The 23419-nt window shown below is 62.6% G+C and carries 24 protein-coding genes and 1 tRNA gene; 3 read left to right on the top strand and 22 right to left on the bottom strand.

The features are described 5' to 3' along the window. Positions 1-3 precede the first annotated feature (3 nt). From AACI_RS10675 to infC, 11 genes are all read right to left on the bottom strand, one after another. The gene (locus AACI_RS10675) at positions 4-528 is read right to left on the bottom strand and encodes a GNAT family N-acetyltransferase (RefSeq protein ID WP_041707529.1); all 525 of its coding nucleotides are present in this window, start codon (positions 526-528) and stop codon (positions 4-6) included. A 25-nt stretch (positions 529-553) separates the two neighbouring features. Continuing rightward, positions 554-1441, bottom strand: a complete 888-nt coding sequence (locus tag AACI_RS10680) for a proline iminopeptidase-family hydrolase (protein ID WP_012811433.1) — start codon at positions 1439-1441, stop codon at positions 554-556. An 18-nt stretch (positions 1442-1459) separates the two neighbouring features. Beyond that, positions 1460-2827 (bottom strand): APC family permease, encoded by a 1368-nt coding sequence (locus tag AACI_RS10685; RefSeq protein ID WP_012811434.1) that lies wholly within the window; start codon positions 2825-2827, stop codon positions 1460-1462. 154 nt (positions 2828-2981) lie between these two features. Next, on the bottom strand, positions 2982-3551 hold the full coding sequence (locus AACI_RS10690; protein WP_012811435.1) for a manganese catalase family protein: 570 nt from the start codon (positions 3549-3551) through the stop codon (positions 2982-2984). A 23-nt stretch (positions 3552-3574) separates the two neighbouring features. Beyond that, entirely contained in the window at positions 3575-3850 is a 276-nt protein-coding gene (locus AACI_RS10695) for a spore coat protein CotJB (RefSeq protein ID WP_012811436.1), read from the bottom strand. A gap of 15 nt (positions 3851-3865) precedes the next feature. Beyond that, positions 3866-4072: a spore coat associated protein CotJA gene (locus tag AACI_RS10700; protein WP_012811437.1), complete on the bottom strand. Its 207-nt coding sequence runs from the start codon at positions 4070-4072 to the stop codon at positions 3866-3868. A 106-nt stretch (positions 4073-4178) separates the two neighbouring features. Continuing rightward, the gene (locus AACI_RS10705; RefSeq protein WP_012811438.1) at positions 4179-4778 is read right to left on the bottom strand and encodes a divergent PAP2 family protein; all 600 of its coding nucleotides are present in this window, start codon (positions 4776-4778) and stop codon (positions 4179-4181) included. Positions 4779-4792: 14 nt separating this feature from the next. Beyond that, positions 4793-5578 carry a TrmH family RNA methyltransferase gene (locus AACI_RS10710; RefSeq protein WP_012811439.1) on the bottom strand — a complete coding sequence of 262 codons (786 nt, stop codon included), beginning with the start codon at positions 5576-5578 and terminating at the stop codon, positions 4793-4795. A 60-nt stretch (positions 5579-5638) separates the two neighbouring features. After that, complete coding sequence (gene rplT, locus AACI_RS10715; RefSeq protein WP_008337696.1) at positions 5639-6004, bottom strand: 50S ribosomal protein L20; 366 nt, start codon at positions 6002-6004, stop codon at positions 5639-5641. A 75-nt stretch (positions 6005-6079) separates the two neighbouring features. Next, entirely contained in the window at positions 6080-6283 is a 204-nt protein-coding gene (rpmI, locus tag AACI_RS10720; RefSeq protein ID WP_008337698.1) for a 50S ribosomal protein L35, read from the bottom strand. A 74-nt stretch (positions 6284-6357) separates the two neighbouring features. After that, positions 6358-6879 carry a translation initiation factor IF-3 gene (gene infC, locus AACI_RS10725; RefSeq protein WP_081442640.1) on the bottom strand — a complete coding sequence of 174 codons (522 nt, stop codon included), beginning with the start codon at positions 6877-6879 and terminating at the stop codon, positions 6358-6360. 313 nt (positions 6880-7192) lie between these two features. Between infC and AACI_RS10730 the strand changes: the two genes are divergently transcribed. Then, a complete protein-coding gene (locus AACI_RS10730; RefSeq protein WP_012811440.1) occupies positions 7193-8452 on the top strand; it encodes a YeeE/YedE family protein in 1260 nt (419 codons plus the stop codon). 95 nt (positions 8453-8547) lie between these two features. Continuing rightward, positions 8548-9378 carry a class I SAM-dependent methyltransferase gene (locus AACI_RS10735; RefSeq protein WP_012811441.1) on the top strand — a complete coding sequence of 277 codons (831 nt, stop codon included), beginning with the start codon at positions 8548-8550 and terminating at the stop codon, positions 9376-9378. Positions 9379-9527: 149 nt separating this feature from the next. Here the strand turns inward: AACI_RS10735 and thrS are convergent, their stop codons facing one another. The 9 genes from thrS to AACI_RS10780 all read right to left on the bottom strand — a co-directional run bounded on the left by thrS (position 9528) and on the right by AACI_RS10780 (position 21465). Beyond that, a complete protein-coding gene (gene thrS / locus AACI_RS10740) occupies positions 9528-11474 on the bottom strand; it encodes a threonine--tRNA ligase (protein WP_012811442.1) in 1947 nt (648 codons plus the stop codon). Between the two features lie 374 nt (positions 11475-11848). Beyond that, positions 11849-12790 carry a sporulation protein YtxC gene (gene ytxC, locus AACI_RS10745; protein WP_012811443.1) on the bottom strand — a complete coding sequence of 314 codons (942 nt, stop codon included), beginning with the start codon at positions 12788-12790 and terminating at the stop codon, positions 11849-11851. Positions 12791-12874: 84 nt separating this feature from the next. After that, the gene (locus AACI_RS10750) at positions 12875-14692 is read right to left on the bottom strand and encodes a M3 family oligoendopeptidase (protein ID WP_012811444.1); all 1818 of its coding nucleotides are present in this window, start codon (positions 14690-14692) and stop codon (positions 12875-12877) included. A gap of 18 nt (positions 14693-14710) precedes the next feature. Then, a complete protein-coding gene (locus AACI_RS10755) occupies positions 14711-15700 on the bottom strand; it encodes an aldose 1-epimerase (RefSeq protein ID WP_012811445.1) in 990 nt (329 codons plus the stop codon). 186 nt (positions 15701-15886) lie between these two features. Beyond that, positions 15887-17425: a xylulokinase gene (gene xylB / locus AACI_RS10760; RefSeq protein WP_012811446.1), complete on the bottom strand. Its 1539-nt coding sequence runs from the start codon at positions 17423-17425 to the stop codon at positions 15887-15889. Then, positions 17422-18747, bottom strand: coding sequence for a xylose isomerase (xylA, locus tag AACI_RS10765; RefSeq protein WP_012811447.1), 1326 nt, complete (start codon positions 18745-18747; stop codon positions 17422-17424). Before xylA ends, xylB begins: the two co-directional genes overlap by 4 nt. Before the next feature lie 157 nt (positions 18748-18904). Further along, on the bottom strand, positions 18905-20317 hold the full coding sequence (locus AACI_RS10770) for an MFS transporter (RefSeq protein WP_012811448.1): 1413 nt from the start codon (positions 20315-20317) through the stop codon (positions 18905-18907). A gap of 27 nt (positions 20318-20344) precedes the next feature. Then, complete coding sequence (locus AACI_RS10775; RefSeq protein WP_012811449.1) at positions 20345-21118, bottom strand: metallophosphoesterase; 774 nt, start codon at positions 21116-21118, stop codon at positions 20345-20347. 275 nt (positions 21119-21393) lie between these two features. After that, positions 21394-21465 (bottom strand) — tRNA-Val (locus tag AACI_RS10780). Positions 21466-21616: 151 nt separating this feature from the next. Between AACI_RS10780 and AACI_RS10785 the strand changes: the two genes are divergently transcribed. Next, on the top strand, positions 21617-22342 hold the full coding sequence (locus tag AACI_RS10785; RefSeq protein WP_012811450.1) for a TenA family transcriptional regulator: 726 nt from the start codon (positions 21617-21619) through the stop codon (positions 22340-22342). A gap of 63 nt (positions 22343-22405) precedes the next feature. Here AACI_RS10785 and AACI_RS10790 read toward each other — a convergent pair whose 3' ends face one another. Further along, positions 22406-22849 (bottom strand): acyl-CoA thioesterase, encoded by a 444-nt coding sequence (locus tag AACI_RS10790; RefSeq protein WP_012811451.1) that lies wholly within the window; start codon positions 22847-22849, stop codon positions 22406-22408. A 64-nt stretch (positions 22850-22913) separates the two neighbouring features. Beyond that, positions 22914-23276, bottom strand: a complete 363-nt coding sequence (locus AACI_RS10795) for a hypothetical protein (protein WP_012811452.1) — start codon at positions 23274-23276, stop codon at positions 22914-22916. Between the last annotated feature and the right edge of the window lie 143 nt (positions 23277-23419).

The following is a 23419-nucleotide window of genomic DNA, read 5'->3' on the forward strand; positions in this document are numbered from 1 at the left end:
GCCTCATTTCGCCCGCACGCGAAGATCCTCGACGTCCGGCCAGCGATAGACCACTTCCGGCAGGGCGACGCCGTCGATTTCAAACGTCTTTTCCCCGACGACGATCCCGCCCAATCGCTCATAAAATCTCCGCCATGGATTGTCCCGAAAGGCGACCACGGCGACCGACTGATGCCCCTGCTGGATAAACCAATCGGCGAGTTGGCCCACGAGGCGCCGCCCGATGCCCCGCCCTTGCCATAAAGGGGACACGTACAGCGTGTAGATCTCCGCGTCCGCGTCGAAGTCCTCCAAGCGATTCGGGCCACCGCTCGCAAATCCGACGACGTCCTCACCCGCAAGGGCCACCCAGAAAGCCTGCTTCGGATCTGACAGGCGCTTTCGAAATCGTTCGGCACTCACGGCTGGGTCCATGCGGTCAAGAAACGACGGAGGCACCACGCCCTGATACGCGTGGCGCCATACGTCCACGTGCACCCGCCCAACGGCTTCAAGGTCCGCCGGGCGGGCGACTCGAATGGTGATCATGTCCATCCCCTTCCAGTGACAAACTTCAGAACTGCCCCGCTTCTACGTCGCGCACGAAGCTCACGATGGCGTCGAAATAGGCGTCGCTGTCATCCCACATCGACATGTGGCTGCCGTTGGGACAGATGGTTGCACGCGCACGCGGAATCCGACGCGCCATCTCCTCGATGTCGGCAGGGTCCATCGTGTCGTAGCGAGCGCCGATGACGAGGGTGGGCACGCTTACCTGGCCGAGATGAGCCCAGCGGTCCCAGTCCTTGAAGTTGCCGGTCACCACAAATTCATTCGGTCCTTGCATGGTGTTGTACACCTGCTGGTTCATGTGTGCGAACGTCCGAACCACGGCGTCCGGCCACGGATCCAGGCGGCACAGGTGCTTTTTGTACAGATGTTCGATGAGAAGCTCTTGATAATTCTCAGACTCGTAGTCTCCGCGCTCCTCATGCGACTGCAGCTGTTCTTGAATCTCCTTCGGGAGCTGTTGGCGCAACCACTGGATATACCGCACATACGAAGGAATGCTGGCCGTCATGTTCGAAATGACGAGTCCCTTCAGCGCATCCGGATGGGCAAGCGCGTATTCGAGTGCCAGCATCCCGCCCCAGGACTGTCCCAGCAGGTAAAAGTCCTCCAAACCAACCGCTCGCCGCACTTCGTCCACTTCTTGGCGGAAGCGGTCGATGGTCCAAAGGGACGGATCGTCAGGCTGATCTGAAAAGTACGAGCCTAGTTGGTCGTAGAAGTACAGCTCGATCCCGGCCTTCGTGAGATACGGCTCGAAGATCTCGAAGTACTCGTGGCTCGCACCGGGCCCGCCGTGTAACAGAAGCATTCGAATGGGGCTCGTCCCCACTCTGCGCGTCCACACGTGGTGTCCCGTGGACAGCGTGATGATTCGCGTCTGCGCCTCCATGTTTTCTCCTCCGCTTCGTCACATGTCCTTCAAAACGGGCGGAACCTCGCGATACCCTTTCGATTTGACGGCTCCGATGAGAATCCCGAGCGCCATCCAGCTCAACCCGAAGATGAACGTGGTCCGGTCAAAGCCGAGCCACACGTAGCCGATAACCACAAAACCGCAGAGCGGAAACAACAGATACTTGAACACGTGGCGAAAGCCCCGCTGCCGAATGGAAAAGTACACGAACACGGTTGCGTTCAACATCAGGAAAGCGGTCAGTGCGCCAAAGTTGACCAGCGTCGTGATGGTCTCTTGAGGAACGAGGCTTGCCACCAACAGCGAAATCACCGCGACCAACAGCGTCGCGTTGACCGGTGTTTGGAATCTCGGACTCACATGTGAGAAGAACTTGGAAAACGGCAGCAGATTGTCGCGGCCCATGGAATACAGAATCCGCGAGATAGCCGACTGCGCGGCCAGTGCATTCGCGATACCTGACGCCACCGCGTTCACAATGATGAGAAGGATATATAAGAACGTGCCTCCCGCTTCTTTCGCGATTTGGAAGAATGCCATGTTCGGATTCAGGTCTGCGTAGTTCGGGTGGACGAGCGCCGCCACGTACGTCTGTAAAACGAACAGGAGGCCGATGATGACAAGCGACGCGATGGTCGCATTCCCGACGGTCTTCTCCGGTCGTTCCGTCTCTTCGGCCAAGGTGCTGATGGCATCGAAGCCGAGGAAGCTTAACACCGCGATGGAGGCGGCGTTTTCGATGAACTTCAAGTTAAAGTGACTGGGTTGATAAAACGGGTTGAACGACAGATGCCCCGCTCCGTGGCCCAAGGCAAACACAAATCGCACGGATGCGATAAGGAAGATGAGGAGACAGACGAGTTCAATCGCCAGAAGAATGAAGTTGGTCCTCGCCTGCAGCGTGATGCCGAGAACGTTCACCACCGTGTTGAACAGCACAAAAAACAACAGCCATACGAGGGTAGGCACGCTCGGCACGAGCCCGTGGAGCCAACCCGCCGAGAACGCGTAAAGCAGGGACGGTGCGAGCAGATAGTCCGCCAAGATCATCCATCCGGCGACGAAGCCGACGTGTGGATTCAGGCCGCGTTGCACATAGGAGTACACGGATCCCGCGATAGGAAATTTGGCACTCATCTGCTTGTAACTGAGCGCCGTGAAGACCATGGCCACAATGCCGATGATGTACACGAGGGGAACCATGCCGAAGCTCTGTTGCGCCACGTAGCCGTAAATGGCCATGGGCGCAATGGGGACCATGAAAATCATGCCGTAGACGATGAGATCCCGCAATCGAAGGGATCGCTTCAATTCCTGGCGATAGCCGAGCGTTGACGGGTCCCGATGCCCTGATGCTTCCATGTGCCACGCTCCTCTCCTGGATGTCAACGAGGCTATTATCCTGAAACTCCTCGAGAAACGTCAATGAAACAATAAATTGCCCTCAGCCAACGGCCGAGGGCCAAGGAGAAGGGGACAATCGCCTGAGCGTCGTGGCATCGGGTCAAGCTGCGCTTCAGAACACCTTCTTGCTGCCCTGGTACTCTTTGAGAATCTCAACCGCCTCGCGAAACCGAAGCGAGTGAATCACCTCCCGCTCGCGCAGGAACCGAAGGCTGTCCTTGATGTCCGGATCGTCCGTGTTGTCGATGATCCACTGGTAGGTGGCTCGCGCCTTTTCCTCCGCTGCAATGTCCTCGTACAGATCGGCGATGGGATCGCCTTTCGATGCAATGTACGCCGCCGTCCACGGATTCCCCGCCGCGTCATGGTAAAACAGCGAGTAGCCGTGATTGACGTAGTGATCGCCGAGCCCCGCCTCGCGGAGTTGCTCGGGCGTCGCATCCTTCGTCAACTTGTAGACCATCGTCGCAATCATCTCGAGGTGCGCGAATTCCTCGGTGCCGATATCGGTCAACAGGCCAATCACCTTGTCTGGGATCGAATACCGCTGGTTCAGATACCTGAGTGCGGCGGACAGTTCCCCGTCGGCTCCTCCATATTGCTCGATGAGCATCTTGGCGAGCCTGGGATCGCATTTGCTCACTCGAACCGGATACTGGAGCTTTTTCTCATAGATCCAGATGGCCGCCTACCCCCCACCCCGAGCTAGACCTGCCACGGCCATGGCGTCTCAGACCAAGCCCAAGACGACCCCGTGGCGGGGCTCAAGCCGTACTGATGCAGAGGACCGAACGCGGACTCGAACTGGGTCATGAGGTTGTGCTTCCGCTTCTGAAACTGCTTGAATTGGGCGAGCGCCTGCTCGTCGTCCGGGTGCGTGTCCAGATAAAGCGTCAAATCGACCAGCACGAAGTCGATTGCCTGAAGTTCCTGAAGATACTGATAGTAAGCCTTGGGAAGAGGCTCTGCCGTTTCGCTCACGCCATCACGTCCTCCTCACACCGGCGGATATGGGCTGTCGTATTCCGGCCACAGCGTGCCCTTCCGAAGCGCTTCCTGCGGTGCGAACTGCTTGCGCGCGCTCTTCTGCACCGGATGCATCACTTCAGGCGGGACGTCGTACCATTTCACCCGCGCGGAGCACGGATCAAACGGGCTGCGATAATTCACATACGAGCGCCACTCGGGCGAAGTTCCATCCACCGTCGCTCCATCCCTCCTTCAGCACGATTCGAGAACATCTATATGCGCCGCCGAACGGTTTCAGACGTTTGGACAATCGGGAAATTCCGGGGAGTTCGCAGGCGCGTCAGTGGTTCAGCGCAAGCGCCACGAGGATGCCGACAATTGCGCCGCCTGCGATCTCGCTCGGCTTGTGGCCCACCTGCTCGTTCAGCACAGGCCAATCGACGAGCCACCACGGTCCCTTTGCGACGCGGAGCGGCGCCACGGAGGGCGATCCGCCTTCGGACGAGATCGCCGAATGGGAGCCCCGTTGCGGAGAACGATGCGCTTCGCCCCCCGCGCCTTCGGACGGCCTTTCGGAGGAGGCCGCCTCTTCACTGGGTTCCATGAGCAAGTGCTGACCGCGGAGATCGTGCAGCAGGCGGTTCAGGACCGCGGCCTGCCGTCCCGTCTGCCAGCGAACGCCTGCGGCGTCGTACATCACGACGGCGGCGAGGAAGAGGCCAATGGCGACGACCGGATCGGACCCACCCAGATGCAGCCACAGCTGCACGGCCAGCGCGACCACCGCGGCCGTGTGTGAGCTCGGCATGCCACCCGAATTTTTGACCTGGCTCCAGTCCCACGATCGCAGCTGGATCATGACGAAGATCGGCTTCAGCCCCTGGGCGACCACCATGGCGAGGAGCGGTGCCGCCCACAAACTCGACCCTATGTGAAGCAACGCGCCAGCCCTCCTCAGATCGCGCGGTTCGAAGCCTGCCGGTAGGCTTCGTACAGAAGGATGGTTCCGGCCATCGCCGCGTTCAAGCTCTCGGCCTTGCCAGCCATGGGGATGGCCACGCACCGCTGTGCCAGTTGGCGCACAGCGTCGCTCACGCCGCGGGCCTCATTGCCGATGACCACCGCGACTTCTCCCGCCATCGGTGCCTCGTCGCACCGCTCACTCGCATCCGCAGCCGTCGCCACGATGACCCCATCGGGATGGCGATCTCGCCAGGCCCTGAGGTAAGCCTCTGCATCGCCTGCGATAGCGTGGACGCGAAACAGCCCGCCCATGGAGGCTCGGACGACCTTTGGCGCATACGGATCCGCCGTGCCAGTACCGAACAAGATCTCACCGAAGCCGAACGCCTCGGCGCTGCGCACCAGGGTGCCCGCGTTTCCCGGATCCTGGATGGCATCGAGGACGAGGACGCGAGGGCCGTATCGTGGCTCAGCCCGCGGAATGGCCGCCACCGCCATCAGGCCCTGGGGCGTCTCGGTGTCGGCCACGGCCGCAAAGGCCTGGGGCGACAGCTCGTAGCGGCGGCCGTCCGCCTTCGGATGACGCCACAGGGCGTCTGGAGGCTCGTCCGATGCGACGTTCCACAGGAGCGCCTCGAGCCGAAGCGGGCTATTCAACAGTTCGGCCACCAGGCGCTCGCCCTCCACGAGGAACAAGCCCAACCGTTCACGGCCTCGCCGCGTCTTGAGCCGCGCCCATGCCCGGACGCGGTCGTTGTGCGCTGATTCGATGTACACGATAAGAACCTCCGGGGACGAGATCGACAAAAAAGCCCGGTCATGCGACCGGGGTGTTTGTCACGCGTTGGCGTTCAGGCGTTCGCGAGCGACGGTGACAAGCTGCGAGAACGCCTCCTTGTCCGTCACGGCGAGGTCCGCGAGCATCTTGCGGTTCACTTCGACGCCCGCGAGCTTCAGGCCGTGCATGAATCGACTGTACGACAGGCCATGGGGCCGAACCGCCGCGTTGATGCGCTGAATCCACAGCCGGCGAAAGTCGCGCTTGCGCTGCTTGCGGTCCCGATACGCGTACATCAGCGACTTCATGACCTGCTGCTTCGCCGTGCGATACAGCGTGTGCTTCGAACCAAAATAGCCCCTTGCCAGCTTCAAAATCTTTTTATGACGACGGCGTGTCACCACGCCACCTTTGACGCGAGCCATCTCCAACAGCCTCCTCGAATGGTGTTCCGGTCATGGCCCGCACCGCGCATCACCGCGGTGCGGACGCCCATCTCGTCACTTGTACGCGACGAGCTGCTTGATCCGCTTCAGGTCGCTGCCCGACACGAGCGTCATGCCGCGCAGACGGCGCTTGCGCGCGGGCGACTTGTGCTCCGCCTTGTGGTAGGCAAACGCCTTGGTGCGCTTGAGAAGCCCGGTCCCCGTGCGCTTGACGCGCTTCTTCAGACCGCTGTGCGTCTTCATTTTCGTCTTGGCCATCTCGTGTGTCCTCCTGTCTCCGAAATCGCCGATCCCGCAGTTGACCCTTGGTCAACCGCACCAGGTCACGAGGTTCACGCACTCGGCTGCTTCGGCGCCAAGATCATCACCATGTGACGACCTTCGAGCTTCGGCGCCCGTTCGACAATCGCGTGCTCCTCCGCAGACTTCGCCAGCCGTTCAAGCAACTCCTGACCGATGTTCTGGTGGGTGATCTCCCGCCCGCGGAAGCGCACGGAGACCTTCACCTTGGAACCTTCGCTCAGGAATTTCAGGACGTTCTTGAGCTTGACGTTGAGATCATGCTCATCGATATTGGGCGTCATCCGAACTTCCTTGAGCAGAACGACCTTCTGGTGCTTGCGCGATTCTCGCTCGCGCTTGCTCTGCTCATACTTGAACTTGCCGTAATCCATGATGCGGCACACTGGCGGCTTCGCGTTGGGCGCAACGTTGACCAAATCGAGATTGCGCTCCTCGGCCAATCGCAGCGCTTCGCGCAAGGGCATGATGCCCAGCTGCTGGTTGTCCGCGTCCACGACGCGCACTTCTCTCGCGCGAATGCCCTCGTTGACCTGATACCCTTCTTTGCTTATGGGGTGTCACCTCCACCGATCTGCCCCACCACACCAATACGCAAAAAAGCGCAGGCAACGCCTGCGCTCGATTCGCCTTCTCCCAGCCTTGGTCTGACCGTCCGGCAACCGCGCTGGATTCGGGACCCGTCAGCTTGCGCCGACCAGGTGAGAAGCGGCAGGCTTCTGCTTTGGTGTGCTACGGAACATTTTCATGGTAGCGACATGGCGGGGAAATGTCAAGGGATGAACGCCCGGCGTCGAAAGCATTGTATTCCGATGTCCTTTAGGTTAAAATGGTTTCTCGATCGCGACATTCCCCGTAGGTGATTCCATGGCCAGTTCCGAGCTTCGCATCCTCGATCTCGAAGCGCGCACGCGCGCACGCCAAGATCTCGAAGCGCGCACGCGCGCACGCCAACCCGAGCAGGCGCAACGAGCGTGGACAGCAGCCGCACTCATTGTCTTCGTTCTCGGCTTCCTCTATCTATGGAATTCCGTTTCGCCGACCCACGCGATTTTGTTTCTCGTGACGGGCGTGCTCGGCGTCGCGCTCTATCACGCGCACTTCGGATTCACGACGTCGTTTCGCCACCTCATCGTGAGCGGACGAACGGTGGGATTGCGCGCGCAGATGATCATGTTTGCGCTCGCGAATGTCCTGTTTCTCCCCCTGTTGATCCGAGGCCATGCCTTCGATCACGCCATCAAGGCGAGCGTCTACCCGGTGGGCTTGTCGGTCCTCGTGGGCTCGTTCCTTTTTGGCATCGGCATGCAGCTTGGCGATGGGTGCGCCTCAGGCACCCTGTACCACACCGGCGGCGGCGATGCGCGCGGCATCCTGACGCTCGTCGGGTTCATCGTCGGATCGTTCGTCGGCTCAGTCCATTATGCGTGGTGGATGAATACGCCCAGCATCGGGAAAATTTCGCTCATCCAGTCCCTCGGTCCAGTCGGCGGCCTCGCTGTGAACTTCGCCATCATGGCGTTCATCTTCGCCATCGCGCTTTGGCTTGAGAGACGGCGCAACAGCGACGTGGAGCCTCTCTTCAACCATCAGCCCTGGAATGTGAGCCGCGTGGTCAAGGGACCTTGGTCGTGGGTGGCAGGCGGCGTCGTCCTCGCCGTGGGCAACTTCGTCGTGCTGGCGCTCTCCGGCAAACCATGGGGCATCACCTCGGCGTTCGCGTTGTGGGCCGCGAAACTCAGCGCGCTCGTGGGTTATCCTGTGCAGTCCCTGCCGTACTGGCAGACGCCGCAGAACGCAGCCGCGCTCCATCACAGCGTGCTTCAGAACCTCGAGACCACGGATGACATCGCCATCATGCTCGGCGCACTCCTCGCCGCAAGCCTCGCGGGCGCGCTGCCCAAGCGGTACCTGCGCCCGATGCCGTGGCAGATGATCATCGGCGTGCTGGCCGGAGGCATCCTGATGGGTTACGGCGCGCGCATCGCGTTCGGCTGCAACATCGGCGCCTACTTCTCCGGCGTCGCATCGTTTAGCCTGCACGGCTGGGAGTGGTTCCTCGGCGCGCTGCTCGGCAGCCTCCTCGGTGTCCGGCTGCGACCGGTGTGCCGCCTGCAGAACCGTTGACACGCGTCCTTCGCAAGTTCGGCGCCCTGGGCCTTGAGGTCTGCGGGGCGCCTTTGTTGTAGAATGACAGCAACGCGATGGCGAGGGGGATGCCAGTGAACGACGTGGTGCGCAACAACATCGAGCGGTTTTCGGGCTTCGCCAAACTCTATGACACCTACCGGCCCGAAGCGCCGGAAACGGTTCGCGAGCTGCTCATTGCCTATCTCGGGAAAAAGCCTGACACGGTAGTCGATCTCGGCAGCGGCACAGGTCTTTCAACCTTCCCTTGGCGGCACGACGCCCGGCGCGTGATCGGCGTCGAGCCGAACGACGACATGCGAGCACAGGCCGAGCGCCGTGCGATGGACCTTGGCGCCGACAACGTCACCTTCCTCCCAGGCGTGTCCACCGCAATCCCCTGTTCCGACGCGTCAGCCGATCTCGTCACTTGCTCCCAGTCGTTTCACTGGATGGACCCCCAGCCGACGCTGCGCGAAGTGGCACGCGTGCTTGGGCCGGGCGGCGTATTCGCCGCGTACGACTGCGACTGGCCGCCCTCCTGCTGCCTGGAGACCGACGTGGCATATGAGAAGCTCCTGCAGTGCGCGGAAGCGTCCATTCGACGACACGTGCCCGAGCGAGAACAGGCGCGCAAGTGGCCGAAGGAACATCACCTCGACCAAATCCGCGCCTCAGGGCTCTTTTCATTCGCCAAAGAAGTGGTCTTCCACGTGGAAACGCGCCTTGGGGCCGACGCATTCGTCGGCATTGCGCTCAGCCAAGGCCAGGTGCAAAGCGCGCTGCGGCGCCGCCTTCCGGATATCGAACAGGAGATCTCGGCGTTCGAAACGCGCGTGCGCGCCGCCTTCGGCGATGGCGACAGGCCCATCTGGTTTTCCTACCGCCTTCGCCTCGGCGTGAAGCCTGCCGCCGCCTCGACGTGACGGCGGCCGAGCCTGGGTAGAAGGCGACACGTATCTCCTCACCACCATGGACGAACGAGTTCAATCGCAACAGCCGCAAGTGCCTTCCACGCCGCGCGCTTCTGCGAATTCCCGCCCCTCAACCAATGTCAGGTTCGGACTGTTCCTCTTCACCCCTCCACGAGTTTCGCCTTCCGCTCGATCTCGTCCTGGATCTGCCGCACGAACTGATCGAGCGGCATCGCGCCGAGATCGCCCGCCTGATACTTGCGGACGGAGACGGAGCCCTCCTCGCGCTCGCGCGCGCCCACGACGAGGGTGTACGGGATCTTGTGCGTCTGCGCCTGGCGGATTTTGTACCCGATTTTGTTGTCGCTCACATCCGCCTCGGCGCGGATTCCAAGCTCGCGCAGTTTGGCCGCGACCTCCTCGGCGTAGCCCGCGAATTCATCGGCGACGGAGGCCACCACCACCTGCGTCGGCGCGAGCCACGTCGGAAACGCGCCCTTGTACTGCTCGATAAGGAATGCCACGAACCGCTCCATCGTGCCCACGACGCCGCGGTGAATGACCACCGGCCGATGCCTTTCGCCGTCCTCCCCCACGTACTCGAGGTTAAACCGGTTCGGCAGGTGAAAGTCGAGCTGAATCGTGGACAAGGTCTCGTCCTTGCCGAGCGCCGTGCGCACCTGCACGTCGAGCTTCGGCCCGTAGAACGCCGCTTCGCCTTCCGCTTCGACGAACTCCAGGCCGAGATCGAGCATGACCTTGCGCAGCGTGCTCTGCGCGAGCTCCCACATCTCGTCGTTCTGCACGTACTTCTCGGTATTCTTCGGATCGCGATAGCTCAAGCGATGATAGTAGTCGTCGATCCCGAAGTCCTTGTAGACGCGCTGGATCAGGCGAACGACGCCGGTAAACTCTTGCTCGATCTGATCCGGGCGGCAGAAGATGTGCGCGTCGTTCAGGGTCATGGCGCGCACGCGCTGCAGGCCGGCGAGCGCCCCGGACATCTCGTACCGGTGCATGGTGCCAAGTTCCGCGATGCGAATCGGCAGCTCGCGGTAGCTGTGCAGGCGATGCTTGTACACCATCATGTGGTGGGGGCAGTTCATCGGCCGCAGCACGAGTTCCTCGTTGTCGATCTTCATGGGTGGATACATGTCGTCCTTGTAGTGCTCCCAGTGCCCGGAGATCTTGTACAGCTCGACATTCGCCAGATGCGGCGTGTACACGTGCTGATAGCCGAGCGACTCCTCAAGATCGACGATGTAGCGCTCGATGATGCGGCGAATCTTGGCCCCGTTCGGCAACCAGAGCGGCAGGCCCTGGCCCACCTCGGGCGACAGCGTGAAGATCTCGAGCTCCTTGCCAAGGCGCCGGTGATCCCGCTCGCGGGCCTCCTGCTGGAGGCGGTTGTACTCGTCGAGATCGGACTTTTTCGCAAAGGCGACGCCATACACGCGCGTGAGCATTTCGCGCTTCGAATCGCCGCGCCAGTACGCGCCTGCGAAGTTCTGCAACTGGAACACCTTGATCCGGCCAGTCGACGGCAGGTGCGGGCCGCGGCAGAGATCGACGAACTCGCCCTGCCGATACAGGGTGAGCGTCACGTCTTCCGGGAGGTCCTCGATGATCTCGACCTTGAACCGATCGCCGCGATCGCGGAAGAACCGAAGCGCCTCCTCGCGCGAGACGACCTCTCGGTGAATGGGCAGGTCTTCGGCGATAATCCGCTTCATCTCTTCCTCAATGCGCGGGAGATCCTCGGGATGGAAGTCGTGATCGGCAAAGTCGTAGTAGAACCCGTTTTCGATCACGGGCCCGATGGCGCACTTGGTGCCTGGGAACAGGCGTTGCACGGCCTGCGCCATCACGTGCGCGCAGGTGTGGCGCATGACGTACAGCCCTTCGGGATCCTGTAGGGTCAGAAGCTCGACCTGCGCGCCGTCCTCCACTTCTCGGCTGAGATCGACGAGCGCCCCGTTGACGCGGGCGACGACGGCCTCCTTGCCGAGCCGCGGGCTGATGGACTGCGCAAGCTCTGCATACGTCGATCCGGCCGGCACCCGCCGCTCGGATCCATCTTTCAACCGCACGGTGACCTCTTGCGACACGGAACATCCCCTCCACATCATGGTCCATGGGCATACAAAAAACGCCACCGCCCCAATGGGACGACGGCGCTCGCCTCGTGGTTCCACCCATTTTCCCCGCGCCCCCCAGCGAGACAGCGCGGGCTCGACGCCTTAACGCGGCGGACACGGTTCGCGTTGTGACCCGCGAACGGCTTGGGAAGTGGTGTCTCTTGCGCCATCGCGGAGGTGCTTTCAGCCACGGCATCCTCTCTCTGGGCGCGACGTCATCGCAAAAGCGCGTCTTCCCGCATCGCCTGTGCTTCGTTCCATTTGACGGCTCGCCGACCTCAGCGCGCCTTCCCTTATGAAACTACACAACGATTCGGGACGATGTCAAGCGAGCGAGCCACCCTTCAGCCTTCTCCCAGTTCGCTGTCCACCGGGGCGTCCGAAGTCCGTTCCGCTTCTGGCGTCAGGCGTCGCCGTACGGCGCGCGACGACCGATGGTCGAAAGCGAATCGTTCGCGAGATCCGGTGCGTGACCGGTTCGGGCGACAGGTCGGGCAACCAGGACAGGGAATGGCGCGATCGCCGAAGACGCGGGTCACCGTTTCAGAGAAACTGGGCCACGGCGCATCCGGATACCCGTCGTGCACGACGATCCGCCAGGGAGACCTCGTGATGAGAATCGTCATCGCGAGATCTTCGCTCGTCACATCGTCATCCTGCAGCGCCACCAGTTCAATCTGCTCATCCGAGACCATCCCGCCCTCCGCGTCGGTGATCCAAACGCCGTCCGGCGTGATGTACACGTGCAACTCGGCTTCGTAGAGTGGCTGTTCGTCCAACATGTAGCGCAACATGGAGAGCGATTCCTCGTATTCGTCCTCGAGCGCCGAGGCCACCAGGCGATCCCGCACGCGCTGGGCCAGTTCCACGACGGCTCGATGCAGGCGAAAGCGCACAAACGGATCCAGCGCAATGCAGACGGATCGCCCGAAGTGGCTCATCAGCGCGCGGGCGAGGGACGCCTGCCATTCGTCGAGCGTATGTCCCGCCACCGGACGGCTCTTGAGGCGCGACTCGCAGATCTCGACGAGCGCGTGAAACTGGACTTCCTCCGCGGACCAAAGCGGCTCCATGCGGCACACGCGCTCTACCACGCGCGCCTGAAGCCATTCGCGGGTTATCATCCCCGCGACGAGCTGCGCCACGCGCGAACGAAGCGCGGTCCCACACTCGCAGACGACCCGCGGCCGATCGCCCGACACGACGTAGCTCGCCGCACCGCATTCGGTCAGGCGCCTCGCGAGCCCCAGACTGTCCATATCGGCTGTCAACTCGAAGATGAGCAACGCTCCCGCCCCCGGATGATGAATTCCATTTACATCCATTGTTCCTTCGGGTCGGGAGCTGTATACGCCTCCGCAAGTCGCCGCTCAGGTGAACGCGTGCTCCAACTCGTCGACGATCTCGCCCACCTTGCGAATGGCCTCTCGGTAGGGCGACGGATCGCCCATGTCGAGGCCCACGTGCGCGAACAGCTCAAGCGGCGTCTTGCCGCCTCCCACGCGCAACACCTCGATCCAGCGCGCCAGGACCTCGTCGTCCCCCGCGAGGATTCGATCGGCGAGGAGGGTGGACGCCGCGAGCCCCACGGCGTACGTGTACGGATACAGACCCATGTAGTAGTGCGGCTGGCGCATCCAGTAGAGATCCGCGCCCTCGTCGAGATCGACCGCGTCCTGCCAGAAGTCGGCCAGCACCTCGCGGGACACTCGGCGAAACACATCGGTCGAGAGCGGCTCGCCCCGATCCGCGATGGTGTAGAGCCGCCGCAGGATCTCGGCCTCCGTCTGGTGGGTGACGAAATCGTGGTGGAACGTGAACATCTGCATCATCCGCACCTTGGCGCGGGCCGCGTCGTCTTTCGCGCGCCGGATGAGCGCGTTGGCCACCATGTGTTCCATGAGCGTGGACGGCGTCTCGATGAACAGATTCGAGAACGACAGGTTGGAGGGGCGCTCGTTCTGACACGCGAGATGAAGGTGAACGGCGTGGCCGAGCTCGTGCGCCATGACGAAGACGCCGTACATGCCGCCTTCAAACGGCGAAAACACGTACGGATGGACGCTCGACTCCCCGCAAAACGCGCCGTTCCAGTTGCCGCGGTTGCGCGCCCAGTAAATCCACCGTTCCTCGAACGCGCGCCGCAGGATGTCGCCGTACGTATCCCCGAGCGGGCGGGCCGCCTCCAAAATCAGCTCCCGCGCATCGTCAAACGTGAGTTCTGTGTCCGTCAGGCGCACGAACGGGGCCTTCGTGTCGCACAACCTGACCTTCTCGAGGCCCATCGCCCGTTTGCGAAGCTGCGCCAGGCGGCGCATGTGCGGGGCGAGTTCGTTCATCATGACGTCCTGCACCATGAAATAGTGCTCCGGAGGGACCTGATTGGCCGCCATGGTGCCGCCGAGCCGCGTGCTCTGCAACATCTCGAACACGCTCGAGAAGCCGCGCAGGCGCGCCGCCACCACGTCGTTTTGAATCTTGGCCCCAAGCGATCGCGCGAGCGTATGCTGATACGGCCGGAGCCCATTCACCACGCTGTCGTAGGCGCGGTGACGGAGCACCGTGTCGTGCGACGTCTCGATGTGCATCAGAAGCGCGGAGGGCGTCACGCCCACTTCGCGCCCGTCGCTGTCCCGGACCGGCTCAAACCGCATATCCGCACCCGTCGCCGCTTCGTAGATTCCGGAAGGAAGCGAGAAGGCCGACGAATTGGCGGCGAGCACCTTCTCCGCTTCGTCGGCGAGCCGATGCCTGCGCTCGCGGTCGATCTCGCCGAAATACGGCGCGTACGGCCGCAGGGCTTCGTCCGCCCGCCACGCGGCGAGATCGCCCTCCGGCACGCGGCAGAGCGCCGCCACCAGCGATTCGGCCGCTTCTCCCACGCGATCCAGCGCGAGTTGCGCCATCGACATCAGCCGCTGCGCCCCCTGGTCCGTGGCGTCCTCCGCGAACTTGCTCATGGCGTACCGCTCCACGTCGGTGCCAAGTCGCAACATGTCGTCGTGCAACGCCAACGCGCGAGCCACGTCGGCCGGTCCGCCGAATGACTTCGAGGCCATCACGGCGATCTCGTCCGCAAGCTGGCGCACGCGCCGGACCGCTTCTTCCCACGCCTCCACGTTGGCAAACAGAGGCGTCAAATCCCACGTCTCGTGTTCCGGAACTTCACTGCGCGATCTCAGCGCCATGATCGCTTCTCGCTCCCTTCATCGGCTGACCTCTTCCACGTACATGCGGCTTCGCGCCGAGAACGATTCCCCCGGCGCGAGGACGATGAGCCCCGTCACGTCCTGGGGCAGATCCATGTTCGGCGCGTTCACCATGTTGGTCTGCGGCTCTGGGCAGAAAAACGTGCCGCAGCGATTGTTGTTCCACACCATCCAGTGCCGATACTTCAAGTCCACGTCGTACACGAACGCGAGTCCGAGCCGCGCGTCGGTCAGGACCATGCGGTTGTGCCCGTCTCGCGGGCGAGCGGTGTAGTGGTTGTCCATCGGCTCGTAAAACGGATCCGCGCCGCCCGTCGGCATCTTGCGCTCGTTTTCGTTCAGCGGCTGGAACCGACCCGTGGGCAGCTTGCGATCGTCGAGCTCCCAACGCTCGCCGATGGTCAGCTGCATGGAGCACGCATCGGCGGACGACGCTTTGGAAAACGGCACATTCACCGCGGTGTGAAAGCCAAGCATTACCGGCATCGGCTCGCCGCCGCGGTTGTCAATCTGGACGCGCTGCACGAGGCCCGCGTCCGACAGCTCGTAGCGGATGGCGAACCGAAACGTGTGCGGCCAGTGCTCGTACACCGGGTGACCTTCTCCGACGTCGTGGGCCATCTCGACGTACGCGCCCCCCTCGTCTTCGCCCATGTCGACGACGGGCCACTCGATCCGCATGAAGAAGCCGTGCAGGTGATTGTGCGTGGCCTCCTCATTCACCGGGAGGTGGTACGCCCTGCCCGCGATGGTGAATTCGCCGTCCCGGTAGCGGTTCGGCGGGTACAACACAGGAATGCCATATCGGCCAGGCGCCTTGCGAAACTCGTCCATCTCCGCCTCCGGCTCGCGCAGAAACCGAAAGCCGCGCGCCGTGTCGCGCAGCGCCACGAGATTGCCCCACCCAGGCAGCAGGTAGGCTTCATAGCGCCCATGCGTCAGGCGGATCGCGCGCTCACCGCCGTACGTCGTCTCGACTGCGGGCATGTTCGCCACCCTTTCTCATGATGTTCCCTTCGTAGCTATACGCTTTCAAGTCGCGAGATCCTTCTCATGCCACGTTTCATCTGAACGTCCGCGAGAACAAAGACGACGCCCACGCGAACCCGGACCGCCGGGGCGCCATGGGCGTGATCGCCAAACCGTATTCTGCTCCGAATCGATGGTTCACCGTCAGGATTCGGCTCGATACAAGGGCTGAACCGCCGGATACAGCGCGCGGTACAGGCGATACGCGCGCTGGTACGCGGCCGCGTCCTCCTTCACCGGAAGGGTGGCGGACTCGACGCGCACCCACGCATCGACCGCGGTCACCACGTCGTCGAAGAAGCCCGCGGCCACGCTCGCCAGGATGGCCGCGCCAAAGGCGGGCCCCTCGTTCGCCTCGATCACGGCGACCGGCTGTCCGAAGACCCCCGCTTGAATCTCGCGCCAAACCTCGCTCTTGGCGCCTCCGCCGGAGACCCGGATCTCGTCCACCGGGAGCTTCAGGTCCTGCATGAGCGCGAGCCCATCGCGCAAGCTGAACGCCACGCCCTCCATGATGGCGCGGACGAAGTGCGCGCGGGTGTGCCGCGGCGTGATGCCGAAAAAGACACCCTTCGCCTGCGGGTCAAGATGAGGCGTTCGCTCGCCCATCAGGTACGGGAGAAACACGAGCCCCTCGCTGCCGGCCGGAACACGCCGAGCCTCATCGCTCAAGAGATCATACACATCGCGCCCGGTCTGTGCAGCCACCGCGCGTTCCGCGTCCGCAAACTGATTGCGGAACCACTGAAGCGATCCCCCGGCGGACTGGGTCACCGCCATCACGTGCCACTTGCCGGGCACGGCGTGGCAAAACGTGTGCAACCGCCCCTTCTCATCGCGCACGATCTCGTCCGCGTGTGCGAACACCACGCCCGACGTGCCGATGGTGCTCGACACGACCCCCTTGCGCACAATGCCGTTGCCGACCGCGCCCGCGGCCTGATCGCCGCCGCCCGCCGCGACGGGCGTGCCCGGGCGGAGCCCGGTCCGCGCCGCGGCCCACTCGGTCACCCGTCCGGACACCTCCGGCGATTCATACACCGTGGGCAGCCAGGCCCGCGGCACATCGAGCGCCGCCAACATCTCGTCGGACCATCGGCGCGCCTTCACGTCAAACCACAGCGTTCCAGACGCGTCCGAGACGTCCGACGCAAATTCCCCTGTCAATCGATACCGAATGTAGTCCTTCGGAAGAAGCGCGTGGCGGATGCGCGCGTAGTGCTCGGGCTCGTGCTTCCGCACCCAGAGAAGCTTGGTCGCCGTGAAATTCGTGAGCGCGGGATTCGCCACCCATTCGATGGTCTGCTCGAATCCGACGGTCTGGTGAATCTCCGCGCACTCCTCCTCCGTACGCTGGTCCGACCAGAGAATCGCCGGCCGGATGACCGACCCCGCCTCGTCCAGCAGCACCAGGCTGTGCATCTGGCCCGTCAGGCCCACGCCCGCGACGTCCTCGCCGGGCCTGCCGCTTCGCGCGAGCGCGAGCTGGATGGCCGCACACGTGGCTTCCCACCAATCCTCCGGGTCCTGCTCCGCCCAGAGTGGCCGCGGCTGCGAGACCTCGTAGCTCACAGTCGCCTGGCCGAGCGCACGGCCCTCGCGGTCGATCACGACCACCTTCACGCCGGAAGTCCCGACGTCAATCCCGATGAGCGCCTTGCAATTTGTCGACATGCCCATCATTCCGTCTCCAGCAGATACTGATTCAATTTCGCCAGCAGGACCTCCTGGCGGCCGGATCGCGTCGCCGTCACGCGCTTGTCGATCACGTACGACTCGAGGGATTTTAGCGTCGCGCGCCCTTCCACGATGTCTTTCCCGATGCCGGTCCGATAGCTCTCGTATCGCTCCTCAATTTCCCGCTCGAACACGCGGTCCTCGAGCAGCTTAGCCGCCACCTTGAGCCCGCGCGCGAAGCTGTCCATCCCGGCGATGTGCCCGTAAAACAGATCGATGGGTGTCATCGACGCGCGGCGCACCTTGGCGTCGAAGTTCAGGCCGCCCGGCGCAAGCCCGCCATTCAGGAGAATCTCGTACATCGCGAGCGTCGTCTCGTACAGGTTGGTCGGAAACTCGTCCGTGTCCCAGCCAAGCAGCGGATCGCCCTGGTTCGCGTCGACAGATCCCAGGAGGCCGTGGATCCGGGCGAAGCGAAGTTCGTGCTGGAACGTGTGGCCGGCGAGCGTGGCGTGATTCGCCTCGATGTTGAATTTGAATCGGTCCTTGAGCCCGTAATGATAGAGGAACGCGAGCCCCGACTGCACGTCGAAATCGTACTGATGCTTCGTGGGCTCCTTCGGCTTCGGCTCAATCAAGAACTGCCCCGTGAAGCCGATTTCGTCCGCGTAGTCCACCGCCATCTGCAGGAGGCGCGCATAGTTGTCGAGCTCAAGCTTGAGATCCGTGTTGAGGAGCGTCTCGTAGCCTTCACGTCCGCCCCAGAAGACGTAGTTTTCCGCCCCGAGCTCCTTCGCAATTTCGAGGCTCTTCTTCACCTGCGCGGCCGCGTACGCAAACACGTCCGCGTCTGGCGCCGTCGCGGCCCCGTGGGCAAACCTTGGATTCGAGAACAGGTTCTGCGTATTCCACAGAAGTTTGATGCCCGTCGACTGCATGTATTCCTTGATCAGGGCGACGATCTCGTCCAGATTGCGGTTGGTCTCCCGCAGCGTGTCGCCCTCGGGCGCGATGTCGCGATCGTGGAAACAGAAGTACTCGACGCCGAGCTTCGTCATGAACTCGAACGCGGCCTCCACGCGGCGCTTGGCCAAATCCATCCCCGTCGCGCCGTCCCACGGCCGGATCATGTTCGGCAACCCGAACGGATCAGCGCCGGACAGGGTGAACGTGTGCCAGTAGGCCACCGAGAAGCGGAGATGTTCCTTCATCGGCTTGCCCAACACGATCTCGTCCGGATTGTAATACTTGAACGAGAGCGGATTGTCGGAGCGCTTGCCTTCATACGCAATGCGCGTCACTTCAGGAAAGTACGTCGCCACGTCCATCACCTTCGCCTCAAATTCGTTTGACCAACAAACATATTTTGATCCTACCAGACCCCTGATGGCTTTGCAAGGGGTTTCAAGACACCCTTGTATCGCGAGCACAAAGCCCGAGAATGAAGAAAGGCGCGGAACGCCCGCGCCCCCATCCGATCACCGATCAGTGCCGCGACAGCCTAGGCCGAACCCGCTTGAGCGGTAGGACACTCGTCGCGTATTCCAACTGCAATTGGGCGGTCTCTCGCCCAAACGCCACAAACGGAGCCGTGAAGGCGACCAGCACAACCGCAATCCCCAGAAACACGACGCGATCGCCACCCACCGAGAGCACAAACGGGATGAAATAGGTGGTGACGATGCCGCTCATCCCACGTGCGATCATCTCCGCCACGTACACGCCTCGCCCCCGGACCTCGGTCGGGTATTGCTCGGCGACGGACAACTTCGACACGGGGAAGATCCCGAGCCCGAAGAAGGCGGTGAGAAACCCAGCCGCCAGAGTCGCCTCGCGGGTGTGCACCCAGGCAAAGAGCAGACAGCCGACCGTCGCGAGCGCGGCATACAGAGCGAGCACCCGTTTCCGCCCAAACCGATCTGACAGGTACCCTTGACAGACCGAGCCGAAGCCCGCGATGAGCATCATCAGGCCCGTGTCCAGAATGGAGTTGGACACGCCGAGGCCCCGTTTCGCCAAGAGCGCCGGCCCGAACACCTGCAGGATGTAGAACAGAATGAGGGCAGCCGTGAGATGGAGGATGACCATCGCGCTGCGAGCCAAAAGCGGTGGCCGGAAGATGGATCGAAGCGTCCTCAGCATGTCGTGCGGCGTCTCGTCCAGCGTCTCCGCGATCACCTCGTCATACAGCGATTCGTCGTGCGGCAACGCCGCCTCCTGCTCCAGGGCCTCGACGAGGCGGGCCACCGGGGCTTGTCGACCTTTATCGAGCAGGTATCGCGGCGACTCCGGGAGCCAAAGGGCAATCGGGATCAGCATCAGAAGCGGCACGCCGCCGAGAAGAAACGGGACGCGCCACGCCACGTCCTGGGCGTAGTGATGAAGTGCCCAGACCGACACGAGGCTCGGGACGACATACGCAGCGGTCAGGATCCCGTTGGCGTACCCCACGCTGACGGCCCGCCGCCGGTAATTCGTGAATTCGGACAGGATGAGATACGGCATGGGCAACACCGCACCTTCGCCGATGCCCGCCACGAGCCGCACGAGAAAGAGGGCCGCCACATTCCGCGCGAGCGCGCCGAGCATCGTGACCATCGAAAACCACCCGATGCCCATCAGGATGACGCGCCGTCTCCCGAATCGATCCGCCATCATGCCCGCGGGCATCATGCCGAGCACGATGCCGATGGTGGAGGCGATGGCCAAAAGCCCCGTCTGCCAAGAAGTCAGGTGCCACGCCTTTTCGAGCGTGGTGAGCACCGGCCCCACGATGCCGATGTCGAACGCCTCCGCCAGCCACACGAGCGATAGGAGCGCGATGATCCCCACCACGCGCGGCGTGATCGGCAGGCGATCCAGCCTGGTCAGGAGATTCACGTGACGAAAGTCGGCCATGCTTGTCCCTCCTCGGCAGCGCCATCCTCAGAACCGGTGGACCGTGACCTCGCTTCGCACCAAAAAGCGCAGGTTGATGCCGGACTGGCCCACACCTTTGGAAATGTAGTAAGGCCCGGCCTCGACGCGGTGCATGCCCGCATAGATGCCGCGCTTCGCCAGCGGGCCCATCGGTTTCAGATAGTAAAAGAACGGAAGCTGAAACTGCTTGCCGTGCAGATGCCCGGCCATCAAGGCGTCGAACGGCCGCCGCGCTGCGAGGACAAACGTCGGATCGTGCGTCATGACGATCACCGGCAGGCCCTCTTGCACATTCCGGTACGCAGCCCGTTCATCGCTCCTGCGCGTTTGGTAATCGTCGATCCCGACCAGATTGAACCCGTCGAGCACGACCGCTTCATTGCGCAGAACCGTCACGCCGTGCGCCTTGAGACAGCTGATAAGCGCGCCGATCCTGCCGCGAAGCTTGTAGTCGTGGTTGCCAAGCACAGCGTACATCGGCACATCACACGCTTCGAGCGCGCCGAGATACGGCTGCAGGCGAACGATGGCCCGCTCCGAATCGACATAGTCTCCGGTCAGGCAGATGTAGTCCGGTCGCTCGGAACGACAGATGGAAGCCAACCGCTCGGGAGAGACGCGATTGCGCTCCACGTGAAGATCGCTCACCTGGAGAATGGTTCGCCGAAGTCCCAGTTGCCAATCCACGCGCTCCACCTTGAGCCAGCGCGTCGGAAGCACGGTGGTCGCATAACCCAAGCCGCCCAGTCCTGCGAGACATGCGGCCACCCACGTCCACATCGGAAGCGTCCCTCCAGAACGAGGAAGAGTCTGTCTTTGCACAGTGTATACGCCTCCGATGGCAGGCGCCACTCGTGCCCCGTCGAGTGGCGCCGTTGGCACTGCGCTGCTCCTTGCTCCACCGAATTCGACGCGAGTTGCGTCTCCACCTCTTCTATCGATCTCAAAGAAAGTTCAAAAGCAGCTTGAATTCCGCGCACAGCGGTCGTTGGGATTGCCGGATGGCGCACACAGCAAAAGGCCGCCAGACGCAACGTCCAGCGGCCTTGCGGACATGCGGCTGACAGGAATCGAACCTGTGACCCCTACCGTGTCAAGGTAGTGCTCTCCCTCTGAGCTACAGCCGCGCACAGCGTCCCCATTGTAGCAACCCGCAGATGGGGTGTCAATCCGCGAAGGAGTTGATCGCATTTGCGTGATTCTCGTATGCTATCGACGCGACTCGGCGCGACGAGGGGGCCGTCGCATCGGATCGCACCTGTGAGAAGGAGGATGTTTGTGACGCCACACCTCAGCTTTTCTTGTTACGCGGACGTGGAGCAGGCGATGCTCGAACTCGTTCAACATCATTTCTTCGAGGGGCGCTTTCTCCAGACCCTTTGCAGCGGCGGATATCGGGAGGCTCAAATTCGGCACTTCGCGCTCCAATACGGATACTACAGCCGCCATTTCCCACGCGTGCTGGGCGCTGCCATCGCCGCCATGCCGCCCATCGACACGTGGTGGGTGCCCATCGCCGACAACCTGTGGGACGAGGCCGGCCGAGGCGAGCCGGGTCGGGCGCACGAGAAGCTTTACCTCACCTTTCTTCGCACCGTCGCGCCGGATGCCCGGTTGGACGAGCACGGCATCCCGGACGTGCCCATGTCGAAAGCCGTGGAGACTGCGATTGATACGTTCATTCAATTCTTCCGGCAAGCCACACCGCTGCAGGCCATGGCCGCGGTCGGGCTCGGATCCGAACTGTTCGCGGGTCAAGTGATGGCTCGGATCGGCGAAGGCTTTCGCCATCCCCACTATCAGCGGCGCGGCCCGGTGAACACCTTGTTTTGGGAGGTTCACGCGGACGAGCACGAGCCGCGCCATTATCAACTTTGCAAACAGATCCTGGAGACCTTCACGTCGCCTCGCGATCTCAAGGACATGTATGAAACGGGGCGATACATCGCGCTCTCCGAGGCCAGGATGTATGAAGAATTACACGAGGAAATGATGTCCCTTTAAGTGATCTCGCGAGGACGGGGCGCTGGAATCCTTCTCATGGATTCCCCGCCCCGTCCCTTGTCATCACTCCGTAGGGTCCGCCGTGGTCACCGGAAGATCCGCCAATCGCCCCCAGAGTTCGGGCGCAAACTTCCCGAGATTGACGGGGCGCAGTGTGTCTCGATCGACAAACGCGTGCCGAGTCTCTCCCCATGCGCACAAGTCGCCAGAACCATTCGTGACTTCGTAGCGGAAGGCAAGCCGCGCTCGGCTCATCTCGACGAGCCTCGCGGTCACATGCGCGACATCCTCCGCGCGCAACGCCTTCCGATAGTGACACGCCACGTCCGTCACGACGACGGTGACGCCGCGATCGTGGAAGTCGGACATGTAGTGAATGCCGTTTTCCTTCAGAAAGTGCATTCGAGCGATGGAGAACCAGTCGATATACGACGGGTGATACACAATCCCGGCCGGATCGCACTCTCCCCAGCGGACTTCAAGCGTGGTGACGACGCGCTCTGGCATTTCGCATTCCTCCAGGCCTATCGATGCCCTTCGATTCTACCAGACGCGCGCCGTAGGCTCCACGTCACGCTCCCGGGGGCCGAGCGAACCCGTCGGACGCCTGTTGCGGCGACTGGACAGGATTGGAGATCTCCGTTTTGGCGCCCGCCGCGGAATCAGCCGACGCAACTCCTGATCCCCCGCCCGCTCCTCCGCCGCTCGACGGCGAGATCGGCGTCCCAGCCGGCGCTTTGCTGTGCGTCATGAAGATGGCGATCACGGTGACCACCGATGCCACCGCGTTCGCGATGGCGTTGATTTCGGGATCCGTGATGAAAGGAAGGCCGAGTGCGTCCGTGATGAGCTTGGCCGACGCCAATAAGCCGATGATCAGCGTGCTCAGCCGCTTCGTCTGGGCCAGTTGGATCAAGGTATTCCAAACTTTCATCGCGCTTCACCCCCTTCGCCATGTTCTCGTGTATGTCACATGCGCTTCGAGGGTGCAGGCGTTGACACGAGGCGAAGGCACATCAGCGCTTCGCTCCCTTTTTGAAAGGAGCTTACGCATCTTCTATAATGAGGGCGCGCCGA

The organism is Alicyclobacillus acidocaldarius subsp. acidocaldarius DSM 446 (assembly GCF_000024285.1).
Lineage (GTDB): Bacteria > Bacillota > Bacilli > Alicyclobacillales > Alicyclobacillaceae > Alicyclobacillus > Alicyclobacillus acidocaldarius.